The sequence below is a fragment of the Sphingomonas chlorellae genome (assembly GCF_056485145.1).
In genome coordinates this window covers 296,807-322,759 of sequence record NZ_JBQXXM010000002.1, presented here as the reverse complement: position 1 = coordinate 322,759, position 25,953 = coordinate 296,807, and the positions used below count along the sequence as shown (strand labels likewise).

General features: G+C 67.5%; 25 protein-coding genes. 17 read left to right on the top strand and 8 right to left on the bottom strand.

What is annotated here, in order from left to right; all coding sequences use genetic code 11:
• Window positions 1-107 precede the first annotated feature (107 nt).
• The gene (locus tag ACT3CF_RS07815; RefSeq protein WP_478421687.1) at window positions 108-434 is read left to right on the top strand and encodes a hypothetical protein; all 327 of its coding nucleotides are present in this window, start codon (window positions 108-110) and stop codon (window positions 432-434) included.
• A gap of 14 nt (window positions 435-448) precedes the next feature.
• Here the strand turns inward: ACT3CF_RS07815 and ACT3CF_RS07810 are convergent, their stop codons facing one another.
• Window positions 449-1,393 (bottom strand): DUF808 domain-containing protein, encoded by a 945-nt coding sequence (locus tag ACT3CF_RS07810; protein ID WP_478421686.1) that lies wholly within the window; start codon window positions 1,391-1,393, stop codon window positions 449-451.
• 178 nt (window positions 1,394-1,571) lie between these two features.
• On the opposite strand from ACT3CF_RS07810, the gene ACT3CF_RS07805 reads away from it, so the two are divergent.
• Window positions 1,572-1,835: a hypothetical protein gene (locus tag ACT3CF_RS07805; protein ID WP_478421685.1), complete on the top strand. Its 264-nt coding sequence runs from the start codon at window positions 1,572-1,574 to the stop codon at window positions 1,833-1,835.
• Between the two features lie 69 nt (window positions 1,836-1,904).
• Here the strand turns inward: ACT3CF_RS07805 and ACT3CF_RS07800 are convergent, their stop codons facing one another.
• Window positions 1,905-2,651 carry an SDR family oxidoreductase gene (locus ACT3CF_RS07800; RefSeq protein ID WP_478421684.1) on the bottom strand — a complete coding sequence of 249 codons (747 nt, stop codon included), beginning with the start codon at window positions 2,649-2,651 and terminating at the stop codon, window positions 1,905-1,907.
• A 116-nt stretch (window positions 2,652-2,767) separates the two neighbouring features.
• Here ACT3CF_RS07800 and ACT3CF_RS07795 point away from each other — a divergent pair, with 116 nt between their 5' ends.
• The 10 genes from ACT3CF_RS07795 to ACT3CF_RS07750 all read left to right on the top strand — a co-directional run bounded on the left by ACT3CF_RS07795 (window position 2,768) and on the right by ACT3CF_RS07750 (window position 11,992).
• On the top strand, window positions 2,768-3,148 hold the full coding sequence (locus ACT3CF_RS07795) for a winged helix-turn-helix transcriptional regulator (RefSeq protein ID WP_478421919.1): 381 nt from the start codon (window positions 2,768-2,770) through the stop codon (window positions 3,146-3,148).
• Window positions 3,149-3,228: 80 nt separating this feature from the next.
• On the top strand, window positions 3,229-4,932 hold the full coding sequence (locus ACT3CF_RS07790; RefSeq protein WP_478421683.1) for a M28 family metallopeptidase: 1,704 nt from the start codon (window positions 3,229-3,231) through the stop codon (window positions 4,930-4,932).
• Between the two features lie 104 nt (window positions 4,933-5,036).
• The gene (locus ACT3CF_RS07785; protein WP_478421682.1) at window positions 5,037-5,525 is read left to right on the top strand and encodes a hypothetical protein; all 489 of its coding nucleotides are present in this window, start codon (window positions 5,037-5,039) and stop codon (window positions 5,523-5,525) included.
• Window positions 5,526-5,607: 82 nt separating this feature from the next.
• Complete coding sequence (locus ACT3CF_RS07780) at window positions 5,608-5,940, top strand: YdeI/OmpD-associated family protein (protein WP_478421681.1); 333 nt, start codon at window positions 5,608-5,610, stop codon at window positions 5,938-5,940.
• 20 nt (window positions 5,941-5,960) lie between these two features.
• Window positions 5,961-6,686: a DMP19 family protein gene (locus ACT3CF_RS07775; protein ID WP_478421680.1), complete on the top strand. Its 726-nt coding sequence runs from the start codon at window positions 5,961-5,963 to the stop codon at window positions 6,684-6,686.
• A gap of 176 nt (window positions 6,687-6,862) precedes the next feature.
• Window positions 6,863-7,639: a hypothetical protein gene (locus tag ACT3CF_RS07770; protein ID WP_478421679.1), complete on the top strand. Its 777-nt coding sequence runs from the start codon at window positions 6,863-6,865 to the stop codon at window positions 7,637-7,639.
• The gene (locus ACT3CF_RS07765; protein WP_478421678.1) at window positions 7,636-8,853 is read left to right on the top strand and encodes a M48 family metallopeptidase; all 1,218 of its coding nucleotides are present in this window, start codon (window positions 7,636-7,638) and stop codon (window positions 8,851-8,853) included. Before ACT3CF_RS07770 ends, ACT3CF_RS07765 begins: the two co-directional genes overlap by 4 nt.
• Entirely contained in the window at window positions 8,850-9,446 is a 597-nt protein-coding gene (locus ACT3CF_RS07760; RefSeq protein ID WP_478421677.1) for a hypothetical protein, read from the top strand. The genes ACT3CF_RS07765 and ACT3CF_RS07760 overlap by 4 nt, the downstream gene beginning before the upstream one ends.
• A gap of 627 nt (window positions 9,447-10,073) precedes the next feature.
• Window positions 10,074-11,063, top strand: coding sequence for a thymidylate synthase (locus ACT3CF_RS07755; protein WP_478421676.1), 990 nt, complete (start codon window positions 10,074-10,076; stop codon window positions 11,061-11,063).
• Window positions 11,060-11,992: an alpha-glutamyl/putrescinyl thymine pyrophosphorylase clade 3 protein gene (locus ACT3CF_RS07750; RefSeq protein ID WP_478421675.1), complete on the top strand. Its 933-nt coding sequence runs from the start codon at window positions 11,060-11,062 to the stop codon at window positions 11,990-11,992. Before ACT3CF_RS07755 ends, ACT3CF_RS07750 begins: the two co-directional genes overlap by 4 nt.
• A 17-nt stretch (window positions 11,993-12,009) precedes the next feature.
• Here ACT3CF_RS07750 and ACT3CF_RS07745 read toward each other — a convergent pair whose 3' ends face one another.
• The 4 genes from ACT3CF_RS07745 to ACT3CF_RS07730 all read right to left on the bottom strand — a co-directional run bounded on the left by ACT3CF_RS07745 (window position 12,010) and on the right by ACT3CF_RS07730 (window position 14,889).
• Complete coding sequence (locus tag ACT3CF_RS07745; protein WP_478421674.1) at window positions 12,010-13,161, bottom strand: ImmA/IrrE family metallo-endopeptidase; 1,152 nt, start codon at window positions 13,159-13,161, stop codon at window positions 12,010-12,012.
• Window positions 13,110-13,439, bottom strand: a complete 330-nt coding sequence (locus ACT3CF_RS07740) for a hypothetical protein (protein WP_478421673.1) — start codon at window positions 13,437-13,439, stop codon at window positions 13,110-13,112. The genes ACT3CF_RS07745 and ACT3CF_RS07740 overlap by 52 nt, the downstream gene beginning before the upstream one ends.
• Window positions 13,440-13,515: 76 nt before the next feature.
• Window positions 13,516-13,887, bottom strand: coding sequence for a hypothetical protein (locus ACT3CF_RS07735; protein WP_478421672.1), 372 nt, complete (start codon window positions 13,885-13,887; stop codon window positions 13,516-13,518).
• Between the two features lie 480 nt (window positions 13,888-14,367).
• Complete coding sequence (locus ACT3CF_RS07730) at window positions 14,368-14,889, bottom strand: ClbS/DfsB family four-helix bundle protein (RefSeq protein WP_478421671.1); 522 nt, start codon at window positions 14,887-14,889, stop codon at window positions 14,368-14,370.
• Between the two features lie 242 nt (window positions 14,890-15,131).
• Here ACT3CF_RS07730 and ACT3CF_RS07725 point away from each other — a divergent pair, with 242 nt between their 5' ends.
• From ACT3CF_RS07725 to ACT3CF_RS07715, 3 genes are all read left to right on the top strand, one after another.
• On the top strand, window positions 15,132-15,398 hold the full coding sequence (locus ACT3CF_RS07725) for a DUF333 domain-containing protein (protein ID WP_478421670.1): 267 nt from the start codon (window positions 15,132-15,134) through the stop codon (window positions 15,396-15,398).
• Window positions 15,399-15,683: 285 nt separating this feature from the next.
• Window positions 15,684-16,685: a phosphatase PAP2 family protein gene (locus ACT3CF_RS07720; RefSeq protein ID WP_478421669.1), complete on the top strand. Its 1,002-nt coding sequence runs from the start codon at window positions 15,684-15,686 to the stop codon at window positions 16,683-16,685.
• Window positions 16,682-17,398 carry a VIT1/CCC1 transporter family protein gene (locus tag ACT3CF_RS07715; protein ID WP_478421668.1) on the top strand — a complete coding sequence of 239 codons (717 nt, stop codon included), beginning with the start codon at window positions 16,682-16,684 and terminating at the stop codon, window positions 17,396-17,398. Before ACT3CF_RS07720 ends, ACT3CF_RS07715 begins: the two co-directional genes overlap by 4 nt.
• Window positions 17,399-17,407: 9 nt before the next feature.
• Here the strand turns inward: ACT3CF_RS07715 and ACT3CF_RS07710 are convergent, their stop codons facing one another.
• On the bottom strand, window positions 17,408-19,264 hold the full coding sequence (locus ACT3CF_RS07710; protein WP_478421667.1) for a calcium-binding protein: 1,857 nt from the start codon (window positions 19,262-19,264) through the stop codon (window positions 17,408-17,410).
• Window positions 19,265-19,461: 197 nt separating this feature from the next.
• Complete coding sequence (locus tag ACT3CF_RS07705) at window positions 19,462-21,666, bottom strand: sugar nucleotide-binding protein (RefSeq protein ID WP_478421666.1); 2,205 nt, start codon at window positions 21,664-21,666, stop codon at window positions 19,462-19,464.
• Window positions 21,667-21,841: 175 nt separating this feature from the next.
• Between ACT3CF_RS07705 and glf the strand changes: the two genes are divergently transcribed.
• Complete coding sequence (glf, locus tag ACT3CF_RS07700; protein WP_478421665.1) at window positions 21,842-24,223, top strand: UDP-galactopyranose mutase; 2,382 nt, start codon at window positions 21,842-21,844, stop codon at window positions 24,221-24,223.
• A 56-nt stretch (window positions 24,224-24,279) separates the two neighbouring features.
• A complete protein-coding gene (locus tag ACT3CF_RS07695) occupies window positions 24,280-25,893 on the top strand; it encodes an MFS transporter (RefSeq protein WP_478421664.1) in 1,614 nt (537 codons plus the stop codon).
• Window positions 25,894-25,953 lie beyond the last annotated feature (60 nt).

The following is a 25,953-nucleotide window of genomic DNA, read 5'->3' as shown; positions in this document are numbered from 1 at the left end:
CGCCGTCCGGTGCGATTTGGTACGGGGCGATGGTATACAAAGCTGCCGCACCCCGCTAAGCGCCACCGGAACTTGTTTCGATAGTCTAATGAACGGGGGGCAATTCGTTGAAACCAGCGCAAAAAATCATCGAAGCCGCCAATGATCTGGTACTCGAGGCGCGGCGCGCGAACAGCTTTTTCGAACGCGCCGCACTTCAGGCGCTGGCCGCGACGCTGGCGAACGATCTGCGCGATCTTGCCGACCGCTGCGTCGGCCCCCGCGGCGACCTTCACGCCCGGCTCAACGACTATCGCGCGCATGTCGCCGCGGCGCTCGGCTTCGCCGACGACGCGGGGCGCGACGCCGAACAGCATCGGCTGTGGGCGCTCGGCGCGCTGTCGAGCTTCGAACACGCGCTCGACGAATATGCCGCGGGGGCGGGGCGGGGCTGAACCCCGCCGGGCGTTCAGCCGTGCGCGGCGCGGTTGCGCCGGGGCAGCAGGTGGACGGCGCCGACGATCACGCCGCCCGCGATCAGGCCCAGCACCGCCGCGCCCAGCGCCTCGACTGCCCATGCGACCAGCCCGCCGATCGCGGGCAGGGCGTGCGCCGCGCGCTCGGCCGCCGCCTCGACGCCGTGCGGCAGCGTGTCGAGCCCGAAGCTCGCGAGCCCGTGGAGCAGGATGCCGCCGCCCACCCACACCATCGCCGCCACGCCGATGTGCGACAGCGCGGCCAGCAGCACCGGCATCGCGCGCACCAGCATCCGCCCCGTCGCCTGCGCCGCGGCCGACGGCTTGCGGCTGAGGTGCAGCCCGATATCGTCGATCTTCACGATCAGCCCGACGACGCCATAGACGCCGACGGTGATCGCCACGCCCACCGCGGCAAGCGCGATCGCGCGCAGCACCAGCGACAGTTCGGGCAGGCTCGCCAGCGCGATCGCCATGATTTCGGCCGACAGGATGAAGTCGGTGCGGATCGCGCCGCTCACCTGCCGCGCCTCGAGCTCGGCCGGGTCGGCAATGGCCGCCACTTCCTCGGCGGCATGGCCGCCTGACAGCGCCTCGACGATCTTCTCCGCCGCCTCGAAGCACAGATAGCTGCCGCCCAGCATCAGGATCGGCGTGATCGCCCAGGGCGCCAGCGCGCTCAGCGCCAGCGCCGCGGGCAGGATCAGCAACAGCTTGTTGCGCAATGATCCCAGCGCGATCTTGGCGATGATCGGCAGCTCGCGGTCGGGGGACAGCCCGACGACATAGCGCGGCGTCACCGCCGTATCGTCGATCACCACGCCGGCCGCCTTGACGCCCGCCTGGCCTGCCGCGCCCGCCACGTCGTCGATCGACGCCGCCGCCAGCTTCGCCAGCGCCGCGACATCGTCGAGCAGCGCGACCAGTCCTCCTGCCATTTCATCCCCTCCGTTACGCGGCGACGGCGTGCCCGTGCCGCCGCTGCGGGTCAAGCATGTCGCGGTCCGGCCGCGTTAAGCGAATCGTGAGACGCACCGGCTAAAGCTAGCCGCCGGGGAAGCGGGATCGGCGCCGGGGACGAATCCGCCCGCTCTCCCAGTTGCGAACGGAGGATTCATGGACGAAGTGAAGCGCGAGATCGCGCAGAACATGATCGATTTCCTCAACGGCACCGAGGGGCGATCGGTCGAGATCGAACTGCTCGGCGCGCGGGGGCCGCTGTCGATCTACAAGGCGGCGTGGCACACGCGGTTCGCCGACGGCGCGGCGATCCCGGGCGCGATCATCGCCCGCGACTATTCGGGCGAGCACACCTATATCTTCGCGGCCGACGACATCGTCCGGCTGCGCATCAGCCGCAGCTATCAGCTCGGCAACTGACGATGCGCGGGCGGCGGTGCTCCCCGCCGCCCGATGCCCCCGCCGCTGCCCGGCCCGGCGAACCCCGGTTCAGCGCGGGGCGTTGATCTGCGCCAGCACCTCGGCGAAGCGTCCTGCCGCCTCGGCATGGCGCAGCGGCCGGACGCGCTCGACCAGGATCTCGGCCGGGGTCGGCTGCTGCGCCAGCAGCGCGATCGTCTCGTCGACGAAATCGTCGAGCGGCTGATAGCCCGGCCGCGTCTCCTGTCCCGGCGTCAGCGCCGTCTGTACCCCGGGCGGCGCGATCTCGATCACCTCGACGCGGCCCGCCAGCGCCGCGCGCAGCGACACCGTATAGGAATGCAGCGCCGCCTTGGTCGCGCTATAGGTCGGCGTCGCCACCAGCGGCACGAACGCCAGTCCCGAGGTGACGTTGACGATCGCGGCATCGGCCTGCGCCGTCAGATGGTCGATCAGCGCGTCGGTCAGCCGGATCGGCGCGAGCAGGTTGGTCGTGATCGTCGCCTCGGCATCGGCCAGTTCGCGCCGGCGGTCGAGCGGTTCGAACCGCATGATGCCCGCATTGTTGATCAGGACGTTGAGCGTCGGGTGCTCGCCGACGACGCGGCGTGCGAAATCGGCGATCGCGGCGGGATCGTCGACGTCGAGCGTCATCGCGGTCATCCCCGCGCGTCCGGCGATCGTCCGGTCGAGCGCGTCCTGCCGCCGCCCCGCGACGATGACGCGGTTGCCGCGATCGTGCAGCCGCTGCGCCAGCGCCGCGCCGATGCCCGATCCGCCGCCGGTGATGAGAATGCAATTGTCGCTGACCTTCATGTGCCGTGTCCTCATGCGGTTGTCAGCGCGTCATTTATGCCGATATTCGGGGCGTGGAAGAAGGCACTTCGCGGTGCCCCAGTTACCCGGCGGAGAGTGATGTGAGCGATCAGCCCGTGGGCGCCAGGCCCTGGCCCGACAGCGCGCCGGAGGTCGACGCCTTTGCCACCGCGATCATCGAGCGCGTCGCCGACCGCTGGACGCTGCTGGTGCTCGAACTGCTCGCCGAACATGGCGAGCTGCGCTTTTCGCGGATCGGCAGGCTGGCCGAGGGGATCAGCCAGAAGATGCTCACCCAGACGCTGCGCCAGATGGAGCGCGACGGCTTTGTCCGCCGCACCGTCCATCCGGTCGTGCCCCCGCGCGTCGATTATCGGCTGACCGATCTGGGCGAGAGCCTGGGCGTCGCGCTGTGCGGGCTGTGGGAATGGGCCGCGGCCAACCATGCCCGCGTCGCGGCGGCGCGCGCCGAATTCGACGACCGGCTGCGCGACTGACGCGTCGGCGGGACGTCGCGCGCCGCGCGCCGGCGATTGCGTGCTTGCGCCGCGCCGCCGACGGTTCTTAATCAGCGGCCATGACTGCGCTTCCCCTGCGGCTTGCCGCGCTTCTCGCTTTCGGTGCCGCCGCCACGCCCGCGTCGGCCCAGCCGGCCGTTCCGGCGCCCGCATCGACGCCCGCATCGACGCCCGTGATCGCCGCCGATCCCGCGCGCGTGACTGCGGACGTCCGCGCGCTCACCGACGATCTGTTCGAGGGGCGGGCGCCCGGCACGCGCGGCGAGGATCGCACGCTCGGCTGGCTCGTCGCGCGCTTCCAGGCGCTCGGGCTCGAACCCGCCGGCCCCGACGGCCGCTGGCTGCAGAAGGTGCCGCTCGTCCACACCCGGCTCGGCACGCCGCGCGCGATGCGTTTCGATGCGCCTGCGGGGCCGCTCCCCGCCGAGCAGGGACGCGATGTCTATGTGTCGACAATTCGACCTGTCGATGCGCAGATCGCCGACGCGCCGCTCGTCTTCGTCGGCTATGGCGTCACCGCGCCCGAACGCGGCTGGGACGATTTCAAGGGCGTCGACCTCAAGGGCAAGGTCGCGGTGTTCCTCGTCAACGATCCCGATTTCGCCGCCGCGCCGGGCGATCCCGTCGCGGGGCGCTTCGGCGGGCGGACGATGACCTATTACGGCCGCTGGACTTACAAGTTCGAGGAGGCGGCGCGGCGCGGCGCGATTGCCGCGCTCATCGTCCACGATACCGCGGGCGCGGGCTATGGCTGGAACGTCGTGGTCAGCAGCGGCGGCGAGAATTACGACATCGTCCGTCCCGCGGCGCAATGGACCAGCCTTGCGCTTCAGGGCTGGCTGTCGGGCGACGCCGCGACGCGGCTGTTCGCGGCGGCGGGGCTCGATCTCGCCCGGTTGCGCGTCGCGGCGCGGCGGGCCGATTTCCGCCCGGTGCCGCTCGCCGGCGTGCGCTTCACCGCCGACGTGCCGGTTACGCACGAACAGGTCGACAGCTTCAACGTCCTCGCGCGCATTCCGGGCACCGAACGTCCGGATCAGGTGGTGATGTTCGGCGCGCACTGGGACGCCTATGGCGCGGGCAAGCCCGATGCGGCCGGTCACATCTACCGCGCCGGTGCCAATGACGATGCGCTGGGGATTGCCGGGCTGCTCGAAATCGCGCGCGCGATGAAGGCGGCGCCGGCGCCGCGCCGCACGGTGATGTTCGCCGCTTGGACGGCCGAGGAACGCGGGCTGCTCGGCTCCGAATATTATGCGCTGCACCCTGTCGTGCCGATGGCCGACACCGTCGCCAACCTGACGATCGACATCCTCCAGACCGCGGGCCGCGCGCGCGACGTCGTGCTGGTGGGCAAGGGGCAGAACAGCCTCGAGGACGATCTCGCCCGCGTCGCCGCAGGCCAGGGACGGCGCGTGACGCCCGAGGGGCTGCCCGAACGCGGCCTGTTCTACCGCGCCGACCATTTCTCCTTCGCCAAGCGCGGCGTGCCGACGCTGCTGATGATGGGGATCGCGGGCGCGTCCGATCTGGTCGACGGTGGCGCCGCTGCGGGCCAGGCGTGGATCGATGCCTATACCGGCCAATGCTATCACCAGGCGTGCGACGCGTGGACGCCCCAATGGAACCTGGCGGGCGCGGTGCAGGACATCGACGCGATCGGCACGATCGGCGCCGACCTCGCGCGGTCCGACCGCTGGCCCGAATGGAAACCCGGCTCCGAATTCCGCGCCGCCCGCGTCGCGGGGGCAAAGGGGAAATAGGGGGCGGCGAAGCCATCGCCTCCGGCGGGGTCTTCGGTGCCATCACCCGGCATCCGTGCAAGGAGGATCGACGTACTGCGCACCACCGGCACCGCCACCCATCGATGACCGAAATCGAACAGGCCGCCGCCGCTCCGGGCTGCAAGACCGCGCTGCGCCGCTTCTTGCTGGCCATGCACGGCCTCGTCGCCTTTCTGGCTGTGGCGATCACGCTCGAACAGCGGGCGGGTATTCCGTTCAAGACGAGCTACCGCGTCGTCATGGCGGGATTTTGCCTCTATTTTGTCGCCGGCTATTGCCGCGAGCACCGCGACGAGCGCTGGGCGCGGATCGGCTTTCTCCTCGTCCTGCTGTTCGATGTCGGGCTGTTCTTTTCGCCGCTCGCCCATTTGCCCGCGTCGAAGGGGGATGTCCTCTTCTTCGCCGTTCCCGACGCCGCGATCCTGTTCGGCGCCCGCGTCTTTTCCTATCGTCCGACCAGCATCGAGGAGCGGGCGGCGCATCAACGCATGATCGCGGGCTTCATCGTCGCGCTGATCTTCTCGGCGCTCATTCTCTCGATGATGTTCCTGCCGTCCGGCCCGCGACACTGATCGCCCGCCCCGTGCCCATCGGTGCTTGCCGGGGCGGTGCCGCTGGCGGTAACGTGGCGACGCGTTCGGCAACGGAGCGGTGATGAGCCCCGACTTTCCCCACGGCACGGTGCACGACGCGCCCGACGATCTTCAACAGGCATTGCGCGCCGACGCCGCGCTGCTTGCGCACTGGGCGGCGCTGACGGCGCTCGGTCGCAACGAGTTCATCTGCTGGATCGAGGACGCAAAACAGCCCGCGACGCGCTGCCGCCGCATCGAACGCACCTGTGCGTCGCTGGGGGAGGGAAAGAAGCGCCCCTGCTGCTGGCCGGGCTGCACCCATCGCACCGACAAGGCGCCGGGCCGCTGGCAACAGGCGATGCTGCGCGAACGCGAACGCAAACGATCGGCGCGATCCGGCGGGGAGCAATGATCCGGCCCGATGGAGTGGATATGACCGATACGCGCCCTGAGATGACCGACGCCGCGTTCGAGCAGGCGGCAGGCCATGTCGACGACGGCTGGTGGATGACGGGCGAAGCCCTCATCCATGTGCCCGCCGTAACGGCGGTCGAGGGGTGGGACCATTATGACCATCCCGGCCATCTGCAGCTCACCCCGGCGCAGCGCACGCTGATGATGTGGTCCGACATCGTCGGTCAGGTGAGCAACGGCGGCTTTGTGCAGTATTGCGACAATTTTGCCCCGCACCTCGCCCTCGGCGTGGCCGCAGTCGACGCGTTGCAATGGCCCGCGTTGCGCGCGCGGTTTCGCGAAGCCATGGCGGAGCAGGCGGGGAGCGCCGATGCACCCAGGCGGGCACGGCCGGTCGCGCTCACCGACGATCCCGAAAAATGGCGCGCCAGCCGCAAGCGGCTGATCCGCCACCTCGCGCGTCGCGGCAAGCGATGGTGGCAGCCGACGACGAAGCGCGACATCGCTGTGGTCGAGGCGCGCTACCGCGCCGAATGGCAGCTCGAGCTGGAATATCAGAAAGCGGTGTTCTCGGGGGCGCTGCGAAGCGGCGGCGAACGGCTGTTCGATTTCGAACCGCCGCCGTGCGAGGCGGCGGATGCGTTTGACGACTGGTTCTATGCCGGCGCGACCAAGGCCGAGTCGGTCATCCATGTCCGTGATTTCCTGATGCGCTGCCGCGACCAGCTCTATCGACCGTCCTGATCGCCGCCGTCGCGCTGCCCGCCGGCCCGGCGCCGTTTTCCGTAGCGTCATGTGTCGTCGCTGACCAGATAAACAAGATTGCGCAAGAACGAATGCAAGAAAAATCCAGTTGATTGATTGTTCCGGCAAGCATTAAACCGATGTGTCGCGCAGGGGGCGCGGTCAAAGGGGGCTTCATGACCGGTTTTATTCGGGCGATCGCGCTGGCGGTCTGCCTTACGCTGTTCGCGGGCGGTGTCGCGCAAGCACAGGAACGCTCGGCGACGCGCCAGGGGTTCGAACTCGCGGCAGGCAGCGGCAAGCGCATCTTGGTGTTCCGCCCGTCGATCAGCGTCGGCGCACAGTCGACCGCGGGGATGTTCGAACCCAACGGCGAATGGACGGAAAAGGCGCGGGCCAACATCCAGGCCGCGCTTGAAAAGGCGCAGGCGTCGCTCGGCAACGTCGTCGTCGCGGCGCCCGAAGTCTATGGCGACGACGCGCAGAAGCTTCAGGAGCATATGCAGCTTTTCGCCGCCGTGTCGGATGCCGTGATCCAGTATCAGTTCTTCCTCGGCAATCGACTTCCCACCAAGAAGCGCGACAACAAGAACGCGGTGTTCGACTGGTCGCTGGGCAAGGGCGTGGCCGATCTGCCGGGGGCCAGGGATGCCGATTACGGCCTCTTCCTCTTCACGCGCGATGCCTATGGCTCGACCGGACGCAAGGTGCTCCAGGTGCTCGCGCTGCTCGGGCCGGGCATCGCGGTGAAGTCGGGCATGCATCAGGGCTATGCCGGGCTCGTCGATCTGCGCACGGGCGATCTGCTCTGGCTCAACGCCGATGCCGCGATGGGCGGCGACGTGCGCGATCCCGAAGGGTCGCAAAAGCGCGTCCATCAGCTGCTCGAGGATTTCCCCGGCAGCACCGCGCCGCAGCCGCAGCCGCAGCCGCAAGCGCAGCCCAAGCCGTGAGCCCGCGCCGGATGCCCGCGCTCGCCGCCGGGCTGGGTCTCGCGCTGGGCCTCGCGGCCCCGGCCGCCGCCCAGCAGGCGACGATGCCGCCGCCCTATCAGGGCGTCTATCAGCCCAAGGGCGTCGACGAGATCGGCCTTTGGAGCCAGTATGACGAGGACGAACGCGCGCTTGCCGCCTCGTCGCTGCTCGTCCGCGACGAACGGCTGACCGGCTATCTGAAAAAGGTGTTGTGCGACACCGTCGGTCAGGATCGCTGCGCGTCGGCGCGGATCTATGTCATCCGGGCGCCGATCTTCAACGCCAGCATGGCGCCGAACGGCACGATGCGCGTGTTCACCGGGCTTTTCCTGCGCGTCCGCAACGAGGCCGAGCTCGGCATGGTGCTCGGGCACGAGTTCGGCCATTTCGAACGGCGGCACGGGCTGGAAGGGTTCAAGGCGCGGCGCTCGGCGTCGGACGCCGCGGCCTGGATGGCGCTGCTCGTGTCGATGGGCCCCGGCTATCAGGGGTATCAGGGCTATCAGGGGTATCAGAGCTTCCAGCTCTCGCTTTATGGCCAGCTCTACCGCTACGGCCGCGATCAGGAGCGCGAGGCCGACCGGCTCGGCATCGCCTATCTCAACCAGAGCCGTCTGCAGCCCCAGGCGGCGTCTGCGGTGTGGCATCGCGTCATGGAAGAGGCCGAGGCGTCGGCGAGCGCCAAGGGGTTGAAGAAGCCCAATTTCAAGTCGATCGCCTTCGCCGATTCGCATCCGCCCGATGCCGAGCGCGCCGCCTATCTCGCGCAACTTGCCGCGCCCGATGCCCAGGGGCGCGACGACGGCAGCGATCGTTACCGCGCCGCGCTGGCGCCGTTCCTCGGCCAGTTCCTCGACGACCAGATCAAGCTGAACGACTTCGGCGCCAGCGATTATCTGATCCAGAACCTCGCCGCGCCGGGCTGGACGGCGACGCTGTGGCTCAAGCGCGGCGACCTGTACCGCACCCGCGGCAACCCGCGCGATCTGATCGCGGCGGCCGACTTCTACGCCAATGCCGTCAAGCTCGACCCGGGCTTGGCCGAGGCGCATCGCGGGCTGGGGCTGGCGCTGATGAAGACGGGGCGGCCGGGCGAGGCGACGGCCTCGCTGCAGACCTATCTCCGCCTGCGTCCCGATGCCGTGGACGCGGGCATGATCAAGATGTTGATTCCGGGGGAAACGACCAAATGACCAAGTTCCGCACGCTCCGCGCGGCGATCGCGCTCGCTGCCGTCGCCGTCCTTTCCGTTCCCGCCGACGCGCACCGGCTGGCGGAAAAGGGCCAGCCCGTCGCCGTCGCCGATTCGAAGCTGACGGTCACGCCGACGCGCGACTGGAACCGGCTGCGCGCCCGCATCGGCAAGCATGCCGAAAGCTGGACGCTCGACGGCGAGCAGTTGAACGACGTCACCTTCTACGCCGCGATCGAGCCGGGCGAGCCGCTGATGCGCGAAAGCAGCAAGAAAAAGGCGCCGCTGCCCAAGTTCCGCAAGGATCTGCTGCTCGCCGAAGTGCCCGAGCTGCTCGAACGCACCTATCGCGCCGGCAAGGATGCCCGCGATTTCCAGATCAGCGCGACGACGGCGGAAAAGTTCCTCGGCCGCGACGGCGTGCGCTTCGCCTATCAGTCGACCGACAATGACGGGATGATCCGCAAGGGCGAGGCACGCGCCGCGATCGTCGACGGCAAGCTCTATCTGGTGACGTTCGACGCGCCGCGCCTGCACTATTTCGACCTCCTCGTCGAGGACGCGCGCGCGCTGATGGCGTCGGCAACGCTTTAGCATCGTTCCGGGGCGCGGCCCGGCCGTCGCGCCCCGGCTTCCGTTCGGCGGTCGTTGCGCTCACCCCGGAAACGGCCTTTCCGCAGAAGCGCGCGTCGTCACCGCCCCGTCGGGCGGGACCGATTCCAGACCGTGAACGCAGCCATGGCCGCTTTCGGTCCGCGCCCTGAATGCTGGCGAAGGGGCGGACTGCTGTCTCGGCTCCGGAGGCGGCCTGCGCAAAGCGGCCGTCCGGCAAAGGCTGCCGGGTGGCGGCTGACGACCAACATGCGTCGTTTGTCGGGAGGTGCGGGGACGTCGGCTTGTGCCAAAACCCGCCAATCGGCGGACCGCACCCTGCTCGGTCGCAACGCGCCCATCCAAGCCGCTCAACTGAGAAATCAGCACACCGATGAGCGGACATTCTGCATATGCTCGAGGCTGGGACCTCCCGGGCCGTTCGCTATAGGTGGCGATAGCTGAGAAAGTGGCAGACATTTTGGGGAGGCGAAACGCGGCTTTCGGACGGAGATAAGAGGGTGATCTATCGTTAGTGATCACTAAATATCCTGTTGACGTAGATCTTCGTCCGCTGAAAAATGAATGACATATAATGGCTTGGGACGTCGGCTTTGCTGGCGATCGATTATGCGATTCACTGGCGACAGTCTTGATGCAGTATTGCACAAACTTTACAGCGCACTCGCTAAGGATGGCCAAAAGCACACAGGTACGCGAGGCGATACCCGTGAATTGCTTAGCGTAACTCTTCATATTACCAAACCGCGCGCGCGGATTAGCATCTCCGAGAATCGGGGAAAGCCGTTCAGCGCCTTGGGCGAATTGCTCTGGTACCTTTCTGGCTCCGACACTCTCGAATTCATCGAGCCATATGTTACTCGTTATGCCGAAGATGCTGTCGATGGGATCCTGGAGGGCGCTTACGGCCCTCGGCTGCTCTCTCTTCGTGACGGCATTAACCAGTTCGACAGCATCCACCAGCTTCTGACCGACAAGCCCGGATCGCGGCGAGCAGTAATCCAACTGTTCAACGCCGAGGACATTACCACACGGCATAAGGAAATCCCCTGCACGACCACGATGCAGTTCCACCTGCGTGATAACCACCTGCACATGTCCGCCACACTGCGCTCGAACGATGCCTTTTTTGGCCTGCCCCACGACGTGTTCTGCTTCACCATGTTGCAGGAGATGATGGCAAGGCGGCTGGGCGTCGAGATGGGTGAATACCACCAGTATGTCGGCAGCATGCATGTTTACGAAGACAAGCTGGATGATATGAAGGCCTACGTCGTTGAGGGCTTCCAGCAAACCCGTGAAATGCCGCCGATGCCAGCGGGCAATCCGTTCGACATGGTCGCTCGTTTCCTCGACATCGAGCGTCGGCTGCGGGCTGGTGAAAATCTCATGGCAGCAGACGAGATCGACGACCCATACTGGGCGGATATCGTTCGTTTACTCCAGGCTTTCTGGGCGCGGAAATGGGTAGCCGACTATCCCAAGCGTTTGAAAGAGTTGAAGGCTGAACTCGCCTACGATTCCTATGGCCCATATCTGGACGGCCGACTTCATCTTAAGAGCCGCGCGCCTGACGCCGGCGAACCCCAAGCAGCATGAGGATCGAATTACCAATGTGGCCGTCACGGAATGCAGAACATCAACGCCTCGTCGCTGAACTCAAAGCTGCAAAAGCTGCCCAAGGACTTAAGGGTCTGCCGGACGACAAGACCATAGAAACGCTGGCCTATCAGTTCATCGCCAGCCTGCGGCGTGAGGATTACTATCGGGTGGTCCAACGCGGCGGGATTGCAGCAAATCGGGCGGATCCCAACCATGCCTCCTTCGATGCCGAACGGGCGGTCGCCTTTCACATGCAGCAAGGCAATGTTGATGAGGCTGGCTGGCTTATCTTCCTGATGACGCACTTTGCCCGCCGGCCCGACTCCCGATGGCGCCGCCTTCAGGACGTCTACGGACAGCTTGGTGGAGGTATCTGGGACTGGCCAACCGTCTCCGCCAATCCCGCCGCCTTCAACAACTGGCTCACTGCCAACTGGATGAACGTCGGGGGCAACTTCGGGAATCACCGCAAGTACGAGAGCCTGCGTCCGACTGCGAAGCGGCCGATGCAACGTGCTGTTTCAGACTATCTGGCATGGATCGGGCCGGCAGGACATGCGGCATTCTTCGCCAGGGCTGTCGTTGCCGCAGGCAACAACCCGCACACCATCTTCGATTATCTGTACCAGCGCCTCGCGATCAATTCGTTTGGCCGCCTGGCAAAGTTCGACTACCTTTCGCTGATCGGCCGTTACGGGCTTGCGCCGATCAAGGCGGGCTCAGCGTATATCCACGGCGCAACCGGTCCGGGAAATGGCGCTCGCCTCCTCATCGACGGGTCGCGCACCAGCGGCACTCGTCATCAGGCGGTACAACAGGAGCTGGACGTACTGGACGTCCGATTGAAGGTCGGGATGGCGGTCATGGAAGATGCGCTGTGTAACTGGCAAAAGAGCCCTAGAAACTTCGTGCACTACGTGGGCTGAGACATCCGAAGGGAGACTCAGTCCATCACCTCTGCCAGTTCGTCCCATTGCCAGCGGCGCTTCAGATAATTGAGCTGATCGGGCTTGATCATAGCGCGGTGCTGCATCTGACCAACGGTCAGTCCAGGTGATACGCCAATTGACACGCTAAAACGCGTAACCTCGTACTTTTCGGCCGGCAGCTCCCGAAATTCTTCCTTACGCGCCGGAGGCACGATGAGGTCAGAAGCGAACTCATTCGCTTCACGTTCGCTCTCGTCCACGTCGTTATTGCCCATTTCCGAATCGACGAATGTCTTGGCGCCGTGCAGAATTAGATGGCCGATCTCGTGGAACACCGTGAACCAGAACGTGTCATCGGAACGGCCGCGGAAGCTCAGGAGGATCATCGCCTTGTCAGGGGAAACGAATCGGCTGGCGCCGGAAGCCCGGCATCCCGGCGGCGCTTTCTTGGCGACGACAGCCACGCCAGCTTCGGCACACAATTCCTTGAGCTTGGGCATGAACGCTTCGGGGCGCTTCAGCTTTGAGAGCTTGCGGATCGTATCAAGACGATCCTGCAAGTTGCCAACATTCCACGGCTTAGTGGATACTAGATCGGAACTCAATTCGCCATCGCGCAGCCACATGAGCACAGCGCCATCGGCCGAATCAAAAGCTGCGGACGTGCGGAACAGCGTGTTGGTGCAGATCTTCCCGTAACGGGCCTGCCACGCATCCATGGTGCCGACGTTGAAGAATCGCAGGCGCCGACGCACTTCGTCTCGGCGCTTTTCGGATGTCAGTCGACCTCTGGGCTTTTCGCCGGGGACGGGAAGAAGGAGCCAATCGTCGGCTTCCACTGCCGTGGCGCGATCAACGGCTCGTTCCAGCGCTGATTCATACTGCTCTTGCCGCTTGAGCCAGAATGACATGGTGCCGCCTACCGCTCCAGCGAGTGCCGTCGCATGCTCTCTATCGACGGCGCTGGATCCATCTAGAAGGCCGCGCAGCGTGATCATGCCGCCGATCAGATGGCTGGCAACTTCGAGGGCGGAAAGGTTTTGTCGAAGCATCAGTGCGCGCAACGAGTCGCCAGGCTTTGAGAACCAGTCAGGAGTGAATTCCTGTCCTTGCTTCAAGGCACCCTCGACATTGTCACCAGCTTTAACCTCGTCACGCTCGACCAAATTACACGGCCCATTGCGTCGCGATCGAAACGCTTGGCGACCACGACAAGCGCCGCGCAATACCCTGAACCAATCGCGACGGAAAGTGAATCGTCCTCCAAAATTTTAATTTCTTGGCCAGGGAAGTCGATCAGCTCCTGCACATTCTCGAAAGCACGGGCATCCGATATGAACGTCACCAACGCAGCCGCGTGCAAACTACCGTACGCGGCTTCCGCTCGGCTAAGATCGACGCACGTGTCGTGAAGTTGCTCATCCTCAAAGGAAATCGTGATCAAGGCTGAGCCCCAGATCGGCGATAAGGCAAATCTGCCGGCTTGCCCTCGGCAAGCGAGAGGTCGACGGCGGCAGCTTTCATTGCGGCAGCGGCGATCCGTGAGGTTTTGCCTGCTGCTTGGCGCGGATCGCGTCGATACGATCCCAATTGCGTGCTAGCTCGACATCGCCAGCTTCGTCCATATGGATTCCCGTGGCGCTGCAAAGGCTGGCTAGCGTGACCATTACGCCTCCGACTTCCTGTGTAGGCTCTCCCTTTTGACGACCGAAGACGTAATGGACCAGCGCAACCGCATCGTCATGGCTGCAGCCATTCGCCTGGGCGAGTTCCAAGGCTTCTTCCAGAAAACGATGCGTACGTTCCGCCCGATCCGATCGCACTGATGGAGGGAAGCATGCTTCGAGCCACTCCTCGACCCGCTGCTGATAGGATGTGAGGTCGGCTGCCATTCCTACCCTTCCTGACGCTCTCATGGGAATCTGACTAGATGTAATCGCTTTGACGGGAAGCGCATTTCAATCTGGAAGTGGTCGAAGCTCGCCGCATTGAGCATATTGCGAATAACCGGCATGTCGAAATTACACATATGCAACCGAACATTCCGTTACGAGCCAGACCTTAGGAATTCTGTCTCATTAACTGACAGTCTGCTCGTGGGGGGAGAAATTTTGCCGATGAATGTCTTGAATGGGCCGACTGGTGCCGGCAGCGCCTTCGAGTGAATGTCAGCTATCCCCGCAACTTCACCCTGAGCGGGACTGTCGCCTATCGGCCAGCGTTGCCTGCTCCCTGCCACCATTTGCTGTCTCGCAGAACGTCTGGTGTTTGGCTGAACGCCGCCATTTCGACGCTGGCCTGGGAATGACTGCAACGTCCCAAATCCCGTCCCGCCCCACCAAAGCCAAGCCCTGCAAAGCCCGCTTTCACCCTCACGCCGGAGCCGTCGCCGCCATCGCCGCCTTCCATTTGCGCAGCCGGCCGCGCGCATTGTCATAGGGTGAGGATGTGTTGAACTGGATCATCCGCCCCATCGTCCACTTGCCATACCATGGCCGGCCGTAAAGCGCGTCGTTGTCCAGCGCCTCGATCCGCGTGACGATCGCCGCCTTGGCCGCCGCCAGGCGCTCGACGCGCTGTCGATAGGGAAGCGCTTCATGGTCGTGGTAGAATTTCTGTGCGAGGCGGCCGAGCGCGTTCCATTTGAAGCCGGTTTCGGGGAAGTCGATGTGCTGGCCGGCGGCGTCGCGGTCGAGCCATTTGAGCACCAGTTCGTTCCAGCCGAGCAGATAGGCGACCAGATCGGCAACGCGCATCATCGTGCCCTTGGCGTGCCCCTCGAGCTGCCTGTCGCCGGCGGCGGCGTCGGGCACCTCGGCAAGCGCGCGGTGCAGCTTGTCGAAGCTGCGGTGGATCGCCTGCAGCAATTCTTGCTTGTTCTGCGGAACGGCCATGCTGTCACCCCGCGTCGAATGGGGTTCGGTCCGGGCAGGCGGCGGCGGGTCGCTCCGGCGTGTCCGGCCGGTGCCATATCGCGTGGCGGCGCTTTCGGGAACCGGCGCCGGGCGGTCCGCCCGCGCGCCCTGCGCCGGGGGCCTGTGCGCGCGGGGGATCGCCGGCGCCGTGCCGTTGCCGGGCGTTCAGCCGCGCGGGGCTATGCGCGAACGCATCCGAAACGATTGGATGGATGGATCGCATGTCCCGGCTTCCCCGACTTTCCTGCCTCCTCGCCGTTGCGGCGGGGGCGGTGCTGCTCGTGCCTGCAGAGGCGGGCGCGATGGCGAATCCCGCCTCGGTGTTCTGCGCGCGGATGGGCGGGCGCAGCGTGATCGCCCGGCTGCCTTCGGGCGATGCGGTCGGGCTGTGCTATCTCGCCAAGGACAAGATCATCGAGGAATGGACGCTGTTCCGCATGTTCAAGGGCAAGCTGCCGTCGGCGCGCAACCGGCTGATCCGGCTCTGACCGCGGGGGCAGGGGCGCGGCGGGAGGCGCGGCGGGGGGCGCGGCGCGGCCGGGAATCGGGGGCACGTCATCGCGTGTCGCCGAACGGCGCGTTGCGGCGCGCGAACGACGCCCCTTGCGCGATTTTTGCGGCGATCCGCACGCTTTTGCCCCGCAACGGCGCGTTCGGGCGCGTCATTGGGGCGTCTGACCGGCTAGGCGCGGGGGGATTTGCGGGTTAGGGTCGGCCATGGCGTCGCTTGGTCCAACCCCGTTCCCGATCCTCCTCCGGCCGGAGCCGCGGCGATGGTGATCCAGCCCGCCCGCGCGCTCCCGCTGGCGCCCGGGCTCGGCGCAGGCGCGGTCGCGGACGCTACGGAAAGCGGGCATCATGCGCTGGGGTTCAGCGCGGCGCAGGTGCGCTGGGCGGTCGTCGCCAGCCTGGCGGGGTGCACGCTGCTGCTCTGGTCCGCGGGGCTCGCGGTCGATCCGTTCAGCCGCAGCAACATTCCCTATTATCTGGTGCTGATGATCGGCCCGCTGGTCCGCGCCTGGTGCGCCCGCGACGGCCGGCGCTGGAGCGTTTCGCTGGCGCATGGTGTTGAATATTATACGCTTTTCACCGCGATGGCGCTCACCGGCGCGGTCAGCAGCTACCCCATCGCCGCCTTGTCGCAGGGCTTTGCCGACGCCGCGCTCCAGCGCGTCGACGCCGCGCTGCGCTTCGACTGGCTCGCCTGGTATCGCCTCGTCGCCGAGCACCGCGCGCTCCAGCTCCTCGGCATCGCGGCGTATCAGAGCATCTATCTCACCCCCGCCGCGCTGCTCGCCTGGTTCGCCGCCACCGGCCGCCGCCGCGATGCGCACCATTTCCTCGCCGCCTTCTGGCTCGCCGCGATCCTGACGCTGGCGCTGTTCCACTGGATGCCCGCGATCGGCCCGTTCGCGCTGCTGTGGAAGGGGCCGATCCCCTATATGCCGACCAGCGAGCTGTGGCAGCCCGATCTGATCCCGGTGCTGCGCCACCATGGCGAGCGGTTCGTCGATCTGGGCCAGCTCCGCGGGCTGGTGTCGGCGCCCAGCTTCCATGCGGCGTCGGGCACGCTCTACATCGCCGCGGCCTGGCGGTGCGGCCCGTTGCGCTGGGTTCTCACGGGAATCACGGGCGCGATGCTGCTGTCGACGCCGGTCGAGGGGACGCATTACCTCGCCGATCTGCTGCTTGGCGCGGCGGTCGCGCTGGTCGCGTGGCGGCTGGCCGGGGCGCTCGTCGCCCGTCATGCGCGCACGCCCGCGGTGGCGCGATGAGCCGCCATCCGGTCGCGGCGCGCGTCGATCACCGCGAGCGTCATGCCGTCGCCCGGATCGGCTGGCTGCGCGCGGCGGTGCTCGGCGCCAATGACGGCATCGTCTCGACCGCCAGCCTGATCGTCGGCGTCGCCGCCTCGGCGCAGAGCCGCGAGGCGGTGTTGCTCGCCGGCGTCGCCGCGCTGGTGGCGGGGGCGATGTCGATGGCCGCGGGCGAATATGTCTCGGTGAGCTCGCAGGCCGACAGCGAACGTGCCGATCTCGCCACCGAACGTCGCGAACTGGCCGAAGACCCGGCGTTCGAACAGGCCGAGCTGGCGCAGATCTATGTCGCGCGCGGGCTCGATCCGGCGCTTGCCGATGCAGTGGCGACGCAGTTGATGGCGCGCGATGCGCTCGGCGCGCATGCCCGCGACGAGCTCGGGCTTTCCGAAACGGTCGCCGCGCGCCCGCTCCAGGCGGCGTTCACCTCGGCCGCGACCTTTACCGCAGGCGCCGCGGCGCCGCTCGCGGCGGGCGTGCTCGCGCCGTCGGCGGCGGTGATGCCGGCGGTGGCGGCGACGTCGCTCGTCTGCCTCGCGCTGTTGGGCGCGCTCGGCGCGATCGCGGGCAACGCCCCGCCGCTCCGCTCGATGGTGCGCGTCACCTTCTGGGGCGCGCTGGCCATGGCGATCACGGCGGGGGTGGGGCGGCTCGTCGGCGCCGCCGTCTGAGCCGCCGCGTCAGATCAGGTAGAAGCTCGCGTCGACCGACTGCACGCCGACCAGCGTGATCGTGCCGCTGCCATAGTCGATCACGCTGTTGCCGTCGACCAGCCGCACCGTCAGGCTTGCGGCGGTCGCGCCGGTGCCGCGCAGGTCGATCAGGTCGAAATCGCCCGGCGCGTGCCCGAAATCGTGGATGACGTCGTTGCCGTCGCCCGCGCGGAATACGAAACGGTCGTTGCCGCCGCCGCCCCACAGCGTATCGTTGCCTGCCCCGCCGTCGAGCACGTCATTGCCGCCGGCCAGCCCGGCACCGTCGCGCCCGTCGCCATAGAGGTGGTCGTCGCCGTCGCCGCCGTAAAGCTGGTCGTCGCCGCCGCGCGCGCCGCCCAGCAGCGTCTGCGCATCGCCATAGAGCCAGTCGTCGCCCTCGCCGCCGTCGATCCGGTCGTTGCCGCCGCGGCTGCCCGCGCCCAGCGTGCGGACGTCGCCGATCAGCGTATCGTTGCCGATCTCGCCCCACAGCCGGTCGTTCTGCCATCCGCCCAGGATCAGGTCGTCGCCGCCGCCGCCGTACAGCCGGTCCTCACCCTTCTGCCCGTCGATCCGGTCGTCGCCGAAGCCGCCGAACACGCTGTCATTGCCCTTGCCCGCGTCGATCTGGTCGTTGCCGAAGCCGCCGACCAGCCGGTCGGCCGTGTCGCCGCCCAGCATCGTCTGCGTGGCGGGCGCGCCGTCGGCGGCAAAGATCTGGACGCGCACGTCGCTTTCGTCGCCCGGCCCGCCGTCGCCGCCGCTCGTGAACGCGATCGCGAAACGGTCGCCGCCCAGGCTGGTGATGCTCGGCCGCGACGCACCGAGCCCGTCTGCGGACGCGACCACGATCTCGTCGCCCTGCGGCGTGCCGTCGGCGGTAAAGACCTGGGCGTGGACGGTGTCGGGCTGGCCGTCGTCGGGCTGATCGCGCCACGCCACGACATAACGGCCATTGTCGAGGCGGGTCGCGTCGACGCTGTCCTGCCGATGCATCCCTGCCGTCGGGAAGAGGTGGAGCGGGCCGACGGGCACTCCGTCATCGCCCACCACCAGGCTGTAGAGCTCGCCGCCCGACTGGACGACCAGCAGGAAATTGCCGTTGTCCAGCGCGGTCGCGTCGATCTCCTCGCCGGGCGGCAGGCCGGTCAGCGCGATCGACTCGCCGACGCCGTCCTTGTCGACGAACCGGACAAAGACGATCGGCTCCGGGCCGGCATCGGGGTCGGGTTCGTCGCCGCCCTCCGCGCCGATCCAGGCGAGCACGGCCCGCGATCCGTCGAGCGCGGCCAGGCTGTGCGGGGCGCTGCCGCCGACATAATCGATCGCGAAGGTTCCGGCGACCCCGCTGCCGTCGGGGGTGCGAACCTCGCCCTCCAGCCCATATTCGCTGTGCCACACGCTCACCACGCTGCCGTCGCCGAACGCGGCGGTTCGCGCCTCGCGGTGGTAATAGTCATAGCCGGTGCGATATTCCGGCCCGGCGATCACCCCGTTGGCGTCGAGGTAGCGCGTGTTGATCGACGTGCCCTCGAGGTGGTTTTCCTCGCCGCTGCTATAGACGATCGCGAAGCTGCCGTCGGGGCGGGCGGTAATGGCGGGATCGAACTGCGCGTCCTCGCGGATCGTGTTGACGACGAACTCGCCGCCGATCGCCTGGCCGGGCAGGATCGCGCGCGCGGTGACGTCATAGGTCGGCTCGATCCCCTCCGGATCGGGCAGGATGCTCTCCCACGCGACGACCAGCCCGCCCTGCGGCGTGCCCGTAATCACCGGATGATATTGCAGCAGGAAATCGCGGTCGCTGTTGATGACAAAGGCATCGCCGATCGGAACGGCCATCGTTCCAAACTCCCCGTTTGGCACCGTCCTGCATCGGGGCGGCGTCGTGCGATTGGTGATCGACCCGGCCGCATCCTATCGTACTGCGGCATCGGCGCGACCCCGGCGCACACGCCGATCGGCTGGAACGCACCGGATGCGCGGCGGGCGGTCGGTCGCAGCCGTAACATTCTGGAAAATCGCGAAATCACCCGCAGCTAGGCGGCGGCGCAGCGCGCTGCCCCCTGGGCCGTGGTCCAGCGCGCGGCAAAGTCGGCGAGCGCCTGCGCCAGCGGCGGCAGCGGCGCACCGCGCTCGCTTCCCAGTGCGGCCATCGCCGGGCGCGGCGCGCGCATCCCCAGTTCGGCGGCCGGCACCGCATCGATCAGGCCGGCGTCGAGCCCCAGCGCCTCGGCCACCCGTTTCGCGAAATCGGCCCAGGACAGCGCGGTGCCGCTGGTCTGGTGCCAGATCCCCGTCTCCCCGTCGATCAGCAGATCGAGCACGCCGTGCACCAGATGCGGGACATAGGTGGGCGTGACGATCAGGTCGTCGGCGGCGCGGAAGCGCGCGCCGCGTGCGAGCGTGCGCGCGACGGCATGTGCGAAATTGTGCGGGTCGAACGGCGAGAAGAACGCGGCGGTGCGAACGATCAGATGCGCGCCGTCGATGCGCGCCAGCCCGGCCTCCAGCCAGGCCTTGCTGGTGCCGTAGACGCCCGTCGGCGCGGGCGCGTCGCGCTCGACATAGGGGCGATCCGATCGCCCGTCGAACACGAGGTCGCTCGAAAAATGCACCGTCGGTATCCCGCGCGCAGCCGCGGCGGCGGCGAGCGTCAGCGGACCTTCGGCGTTGGCGGCCATGCACGCCTCGGGCGCGTCCTCGGCGTCGTCGACGCGGACCCATCCTGCCGCGTTGACCACGGCCCAGGGGCGATGCGTGTCCAGCGCGGCGGCAATGCTTTGCGGATTGCGGAGGTCGATCGTCGCGCGGCCGGTCAGCACATGCGGAATGTTGCGAAGCGTCGCCGCGCGCGAAAGCGCCTGGCCCAGCGTTCCGGTCGCGCCCAGGATCAGCAGGGGCGGCACGTCGGCGGGGGTGGCCTCGATCCGCCGGTGCGCCGTGGCCGGTGCCGGGCGATGGACGGGCGGATGCTCGATGCGGATCGGCCGCCGCCACCACCCCGCCGCTGCGACGAGCGGGTGTCGCTCGGCGCCCGCGGGCAGCGCGCGCATCAGTGCGGCGAGCGCCGTCGGCCGGGGCGTGCCGCTGCTCACGTCATAGACGCCCGGTTCGTAGAGCCCGCGGCCGGTCAGCAGCGTGTTCCATCCGCAACTGCCGAGCAGCGACCAGACGGTCAGCGCGCGCAGGTCGACGCCGCCGGCACGCGCTGCCTCGGCAATGTCCCACGCCTCGGCGAGCCAGCGCAACTGCTCCTCGCGCGTGCAGCCATTGTGCACCTCGGTGATGGCGATCGGCAGGCCATAACGCCCCCAGGCCTCGTCGATCGCGCCCGCCAGCCCCTGCGGGCCGGGCTCGAGCACGCGGATCGCCTCGACATCGGCAAAGCGCTGGCGGGCGTTGCCGCCATGGACGTGCGGCGGATAACGCGTCAGCCGATGGTCGAGAAAGCGGTCGCTGGTCAGATAATGGTTGATGCCGATGATGTCCGGCGGGCAGGGGGCGTCGGCGATCGCGCGCAGCCGCTCGGTCAGGCCGTATCGGGCCAGGTGCGCCCATAGCGGATGGCCGGGCGTCACCCGGCCGCACAGCAGATCCCAGCCTGCCCAGCGGCGGACATTGTCGAACGCCGCCTGGCCGCGCACCTCGGCGGTGGCATAGGTCCGGCCCAGATCGTCGGTCTGGATCAGTTGCGCCGCCGGGTTGATCCGCCGCACCGCCGCCATCGCGAGCCGCACGCCGTCGATCTGGTTGAGCAACGCGCGCCAGAAGGCACCCTCGTCGCGGGCATGCGGGTACCAATGGCCATAGAGTGCGGAAAAGCGCGCCGTGGTCAGCGGCTCGTTCACCGGCGTCCAGCGCGTGATCCACGGATAGCGTTCGGCGACATGGGCGGCGTGGCGCGCCAGCCCGGCGGCGAACCCCTCGTCGTCGAGCAGGCTGGTGTAGGACGGGCCGCTGCCGTGATGGACCAGCCCCGCGATGACGTCGATCCCGCGCGCGCGCAGGCCGTGCAGCCGCGCGTCGGTCCACGCCCAGTCGCACCGGTCGGGGCGTTCGGGCGAAATCCGCTCCCACAGCACCGGATAGCGGATCGCGCGGATGCCGAGTTCGGCAAAACGGTCGAGATCGTCGGGCCGCCGGGCATGGCCGCATCGTTCGAACTGGTCCCCATAGCCGTCGCCGACGCGGTTGACCGTGCATTCCGGGCCGCCCCAGAGTTCAAGTCCCGGCTGCCCCATGATCCTCTCCCGCAACGATGCAGGCACAACCGCCGGGGGCCGCGCCGGTTGCATCGGCAGCGACCGGATGCACGCGATAACATAGGTTAAGTTATTGCGATTAAAGCGGGTTCAGGAACCTTCGCGTCCCGGCCCGGGTTGTACTTGGTGTTCATCCAACAGCAAGGTTCCCGGTATGCGTCAGCAGCGCGAAGAAGCCCCGTTCTTCTCCAATCCACAGGCGCAGGACGCAAAGGGCACGCTGCTCTGCTTCAGTCATCTGCGCTGGAATTTCGTCTTTCAGCGGCCGCAGCATCTGATGCGCCGCTTCGCGCGTGACTGGCGCGTGTTGTTCTGGGAAGAACCCGTTTACGGCGCCGATACGCCGCGGCTCGAAGTGGTTGCTTGCGCCGAAACCGGCGTCACCGTCGCGACGCCGCAGCTTCCGGCGGGGATGGCGCCCGTTGCCGAGGTCGAGGCGCTGCGCCGGCTGCTCGACGCCGCCGTCGCCGAACAGCCCGGTGGGCCGCTCCTTCGCTGGTATTACACGCCGATGATGCTCCCCTTTTCGGAGCATGTTCCTGCGCAGTGCGTCGTCTATGACTGCATGGACGAGCTCGCCAACTTCAAGGGCGCGCCGCCCGAACTGCTGCCGCTCGAACAGCGGCTGTTCCAGCAGGCCGATCTGGTCTTCACCGGCGGGTACAGCCTGTACGAGGCGAAGCGCGAACGCCACCCGAGCGTCCATCCCTTTCCGTCGAGCGTCGACGCCGCGCATTTCGCCTCCGCCCGCGCCGTCGGGCCCGAACCCGCCGACCAGCAGGGGATTCCCGGCCCGCGCCTCGGCTTTTACGGGGTCGTCGACGAGCGCATGGACCTTTCGCTGATCGCGGCGCTCGCCGACGCGCGGCCCGAATGGTCGATCGTGATCGTCGGCCCGGTGGTCAAGATCGCCGAGGCCGACCTGCCGCGCCGCCCCAATCTCCATTATCTCGGCGGCAAATCCTATGACGCGCTGCCCGACTATCTGCGCGGCTGGGATGTCGCGCTGATGCCCTTCGCGATCAACGAGGCGACGCGGTTCATCAGCCCCACCAAGACGCCCGAATATCTGGCGGCGGGCTGCCCCGTCGTCTCGACGCCGATCATCGACGTCGTGCGCCATTATGGCGAGATGGCGGCGGTGTGCATCGCCGAAACGCCCGCCGCCTTTGTTGAGGGATGCGAGGCCGCGCTGGCGCTGCGCGAAACGGCCGACTGGCTGGCCCCGGTCGAGGCGATGCTCGAAACGAACAGCTGGGATCGCAGCTTCGCCGCCATGTCCGCACGGATCGAGACGGCGATGGCGCGCAGCCGGCATGTCCACCCCGTCGTCTCGCCGGTGGTCTGGCCGGGCGATCGTCCCCGCGCCTATGACGTCATGGTGGTCGGCGCGGGCTTTGCCGGCGCGGTGATGGCCGAACGGCTGGCGGCCGATGCCGGCAAGCGCGTGCTGGTGGTCGATCGCCGCCCGCACGTCGCGGGCAATGCCTTCGACCGGCTCGATGCGGCGGGCGTGCTGATCCACCAATATGGCCCGCACATCTTCCACACCAATTCGGCGGACGTGTTCGACTATCTATCGCGCTTCACCGAATGGCGGCCCTATGAGCACCGCGTGCTCGCATCGGTCGGCGACAAGCTGGTGCCGATGCCGATCAACCGGACGACGCTGAACCTTCTGTACGGCCTCGACCTCCGGACCGAGGACGATGCCGCGGACTTCCTCGCCTCGCGCGCCGAGCCGGTGTCGGCCGTCCGCACGTCGGAGGACGTCGTCGTCTCGGCGATCGGCCGCGACCTCTACGAGACGTTCTTCCGCGGCTATACGCGCAAGCAATGGGGGATGGACCCGTCCGAACTCGACAAGTCGGTGACGTCGCGCGTGCCGACGCGCACCAACACCGACGATCGCTATTTCACCGACAAGTTCCAGGCGATGCCGGCCGAGGGTTATACCCGCATGTTCGAACGGATGCTCGATCATCCGAACATCGACCTGCTGCTCGGGGTCGATTTCCATGAGGCGCGCGAGGCCTATCCGCACGGCCACCTCGTCTTCACCGGCCCGATCGACGAATATTTCGGCTATTGCTACGGCAAGCTGCCGTACCGCTCGCTCCGGTTCCGGCACGAAACGGTCGACCAGCCGCAATATCAGCCCGTGGCGGTCGTCAACTATCCGTCCGAAACCGTGCCCTACACGCGCGTGACCGAATACAGGCACCTCACCGGCCAGACCGGCGATCGCACGAGCATCACCTTCGAATATCCCAGCGCAGAGGGCGATCCCTATTATCCGATCCCCCGACCGGAGAACCAGGCGCTGTTCAAGCGGTACGAGGCACTGGCGCTCGCCCAGCCCGATGTGAGCTTCGTCGGCCGGCTGGCGACCTATCGCTACTACAACATGGATCAGGTGGTGGGGCAGGCGCTGGCCACCTATCGTCGCCTCGCGGCGCGCTGGGCCGATGCGGCGGACAGGCCGGCCGGCGCCGATGCGGCCGCGAGCGATTATCCGGCGATCCAGGCGGCATGATCGGTTAAGGCGGAGCGCGTGGTGCGGGATCGCACCGGCGCGCGCCGTCGCAACGGATGTTCGATCCGCAGGACAAGGTCAGCGAAGCCGAACTTCGCCGCGGCTTGCGCTATCTGCTCGTCGACGCGTCGTTCGCCACCGCGATCGGCGCGCTCAACAGCGGCGTCGTGCTGCTCGCGCTCGCGCTCCACATCGGGGCGAGCACGCTCGAAATCGGCGTGCTCGCCGCCATCCCGCTGTTCACCCAGGTGTTGCAGGCACCGGCGGTCACGCTCGTCGAGCGGCTGCGCACGCGCCGGCGGATCTCGGTCGCGTGCGTGTTCCTCGCGCGGCTCGCGCTGCCGATCTATGCCGCCATCCCCTTCATCCCCGACCGCCGGCTGGCCGCGGCGCTGCTGATCGCCGCTGCGGTGCTCCATTACGGGCTCAATGCGGTGGGGGCGTGCAGCTGGAACAGCTGGATGCGCGACCTCGTCCCCTCGAACCAGCTCGGCGCGTTCTTCGCGCGGCGCACGCTGTTCGGCACGGCGGTCAGCGCGATCGCGACCGTCGGCGGGGCGCTCGCGCTTCAGCGCGCGGGGGCCGACCAGGCAACCGGCGACCGCATCTTCGCCGCGCTCTACGGCTTCGGCTTTCTCTGCGGGCTGGTCAGCACCGCGGCGCTCGCGCGCGTGCCCGAGCCGCGCATGGCGCCCGACAGCGAAGGCGTGGCGATCCACCGGCTGCTCGTCGAGCCGCTGCGCGACCGCAATTTCCGTTTCCTGCTCGGCTATCTGGCGAGCTGGCAGTTCGCGGTGAACCTCGCCACGCCCTTCTTCACCGTCTATTTCGTGCGCGAACTCGGCTTCAGCATGGGGTTCGTGCTGATCCTCAGCTTCATCAGCCAGATGGCCAACCTGGCGGTGATCCGCGGCTGGGGCGCGCTTGCCGACCGCTTCACCAACAAATCGGTGCTCGGCGTCGCCACCCCGCTCTATATCCTGTGCATCGCCGGCATGGCGTTCACCAGCGACGTTCCGGGCGAGGCTTGGCGTGCCGCCTATCTCGTCCTGCTCCACGTCGCGATGGGGGCGGCCGGGGCAGGGGTCGGCCTCGGTTCGGGCAACATCGTCCTCAAGCTCAGCCCGCCCAGCGGCGCGACCGGCTTCATGGCGTCGAGCGCGATCATCGGCGCCATCGCCGCCGGCATCGCACCGGTGGTCGGCGGCTGGGCGAGCGATTTCTTCGCGACGCGGCGGCTGCGGCTGACGCTCGGCTGGACGAGCCCGTCGGGTGCGACCGAGCTCGGCGTGACCTTCACCCATTGGGAGTTCTTTTTCCTCATCTCCGCCGCGCTGGGGCTCTACACGCTCCACCGGCTCGCGGTGGTGCGCGAACCCGGTTCGGTCGCCAGTCGCGAGGTGGTGACGCACATCCTCACCGCGACGCGCCGGTCGCTCGGGCACATCTCGTCGGTGGGCGGCCTGCGCGCGGCGATCACCTTCCCGGGGGGCGAACTCATCAAGCTGCGCGAACGGCGGCACCAGCTCGTCGAATCGATTCACCGCGCGGTACGCCGCACCTTCGGCATCGGCACGCGCGAGGATGTGCTCGGCACGATGATCGAGGCGAGCTTCCGCCCGCCGCCGTCCGACGCCAGCTGGCAGGAGCTGCTCGACCGGCTCGATTGAGCCGTCCGGCACACTTCGCGACGACAAATGCTTTTCCCGCACCGCAGCATGATCTATATG

Bases quoted from the DNA above. Each gene is read 5' to 3' on its own strand.
- ACT3CF_RS07770 (WP_478421679.1), top strand. From the start codon at position 6,863: ATGACCGGTTTTATTCGGGCGATCGCGCTGGCGGTCTGCCTTACGCTG.
- ACT3CF_RS07800 (WP_478421684.1), bottom strand. From the start codon at position 2,651: ATGAAGGTCAGCGACAATTGCATTCTCATCACCGGCGGCGGATCGGGC.
- ACT3CF_RS07725 (WP_478421670.1), top strand. From the start codon at position 15,132: ATGTCCCGGCTTCCCCGACTTTCCTGCCTCCTCGCCGTTGCGGCGGGG.
- ACT3CF_RS07790 (WP_478421683.1), top strand. From the start codon at position 3,229: ATGACTGCGCTTCCCCTGCGGCTTGCCGCGCTTCTCGCTTTCGGTGCC.
- ACT3CF_RS07755 (WP_478421676.1), top strand. From the start codon at position 10,074: ATGCGATTCACTGGCGACAGTCTTGATGCAGTATTGCACAAACTTTAC.
- ACT3CF_RS07720 (WP_478421669.1), top strand. From the start codon at position 15,684: ATGGTGATCCAGCCCGCCCGCGCGCTCCCGCTGGCGCCCGGGCTCGGC.
- ACT3CF_RS07735 (WP_478421672.1), bottom strand. From the start codon at position 13,887: ATGGCAGCCGACCTCACATCCTATCAGCAGCGGGTCGAGGAGTGGCTC.
- ACT3CF_RS07710 (WP_478421667.1), bottom strand. From the start codon at position 19,264: ATGGCCGTTCCGATCGGCGATGCCTTTGTCATCAACAGCGACCGCGAT.
- ACT3CF_RS07785 (WP_478421682.1), top strand. From the start codon at position 5,037: ATGACCGAAATCGAACAGGCCGCCGCCGCTCCGGGCTGCAAGACCGCG.
- ACT3CF_RS07705 (WP_478421666.1), bottom strand. From the start codon at position 21,666: ATGGGGCAGCCGGGACTTGAACTCTGGGGCGGCCCGGAATGCACGGTC.
- glf (WP_478421665.1), top strand. From the start codon at position 21,842: ATGCGTCAGCAGCGCGAAGAAGCCCCGTTCTTCTCCAATCCACAGGCG.
- ACT3CF_RS07715 (WP_478421668.1), top strand. From the start codon at position 16,682: ATGAGCCGCCATCCGGTCGCGGCGCGCGTCGATCACCGCGAGCGTCAT.
- ACT3CF_RS07695 (WP_478421664.1), top strand. From the start codon at position 24,280: ATGTTCGATCCGCAGGACAAGGTCAGCGAAGCCGAACTTCGCCGCGGC.
- ACT3CF_RS07775 (WP_478421680.1), top strand. From the start codon at position 5,961: ATGACCGATACGCGCCCTGAGATGACCGACGCCGCGTTCGAGCAGGCG.
- ACT3CF_RS07750 (WP_478421675.1), top strand. From the start codon at position 11,060: ATGAGGATCGAATTACCAATGTGGCCGTCACGGAATGCAGAACATCAA.
- ACT3CF_RS07780 (WP_478421681.1), top strand. From the start codon at position 5,608: ATGAGCCCCGACTTTCCCCACGGCACGGTGCACGACGCGCCCGACGAT.
- ACT3CF_RS07760 (WP_478421677.1), top strand. From the start codon at position 8,850: ATGACCAAGTTCCGCACGCTCCGCGCGGCGATCGCGCTCGCTGCCGTC.
- ACT3CF_RS07805 (WP_478421685.1), top strand. From the start codon at position 1,572: ATGGACGAAGTGAAGCGCGAGATCGCGCAGAACATGATCGATTTCCTC.
- ACT3CF_RS07730 (WP_478421671.1), bottom strand. From the start codon at position 14,889: ATGGCCGTTCCGCAGAACAAGCAAGAATTGCTGCAGGCGATCCACCGC.
- ACT3CF_RS07810 (WP_478421686.1), bottom strand. From the start codon at position 1,393: ATGGCAGGAGGACTGGTCGCGCTGCTCGACGATGTCGCGGCGCTGGCG.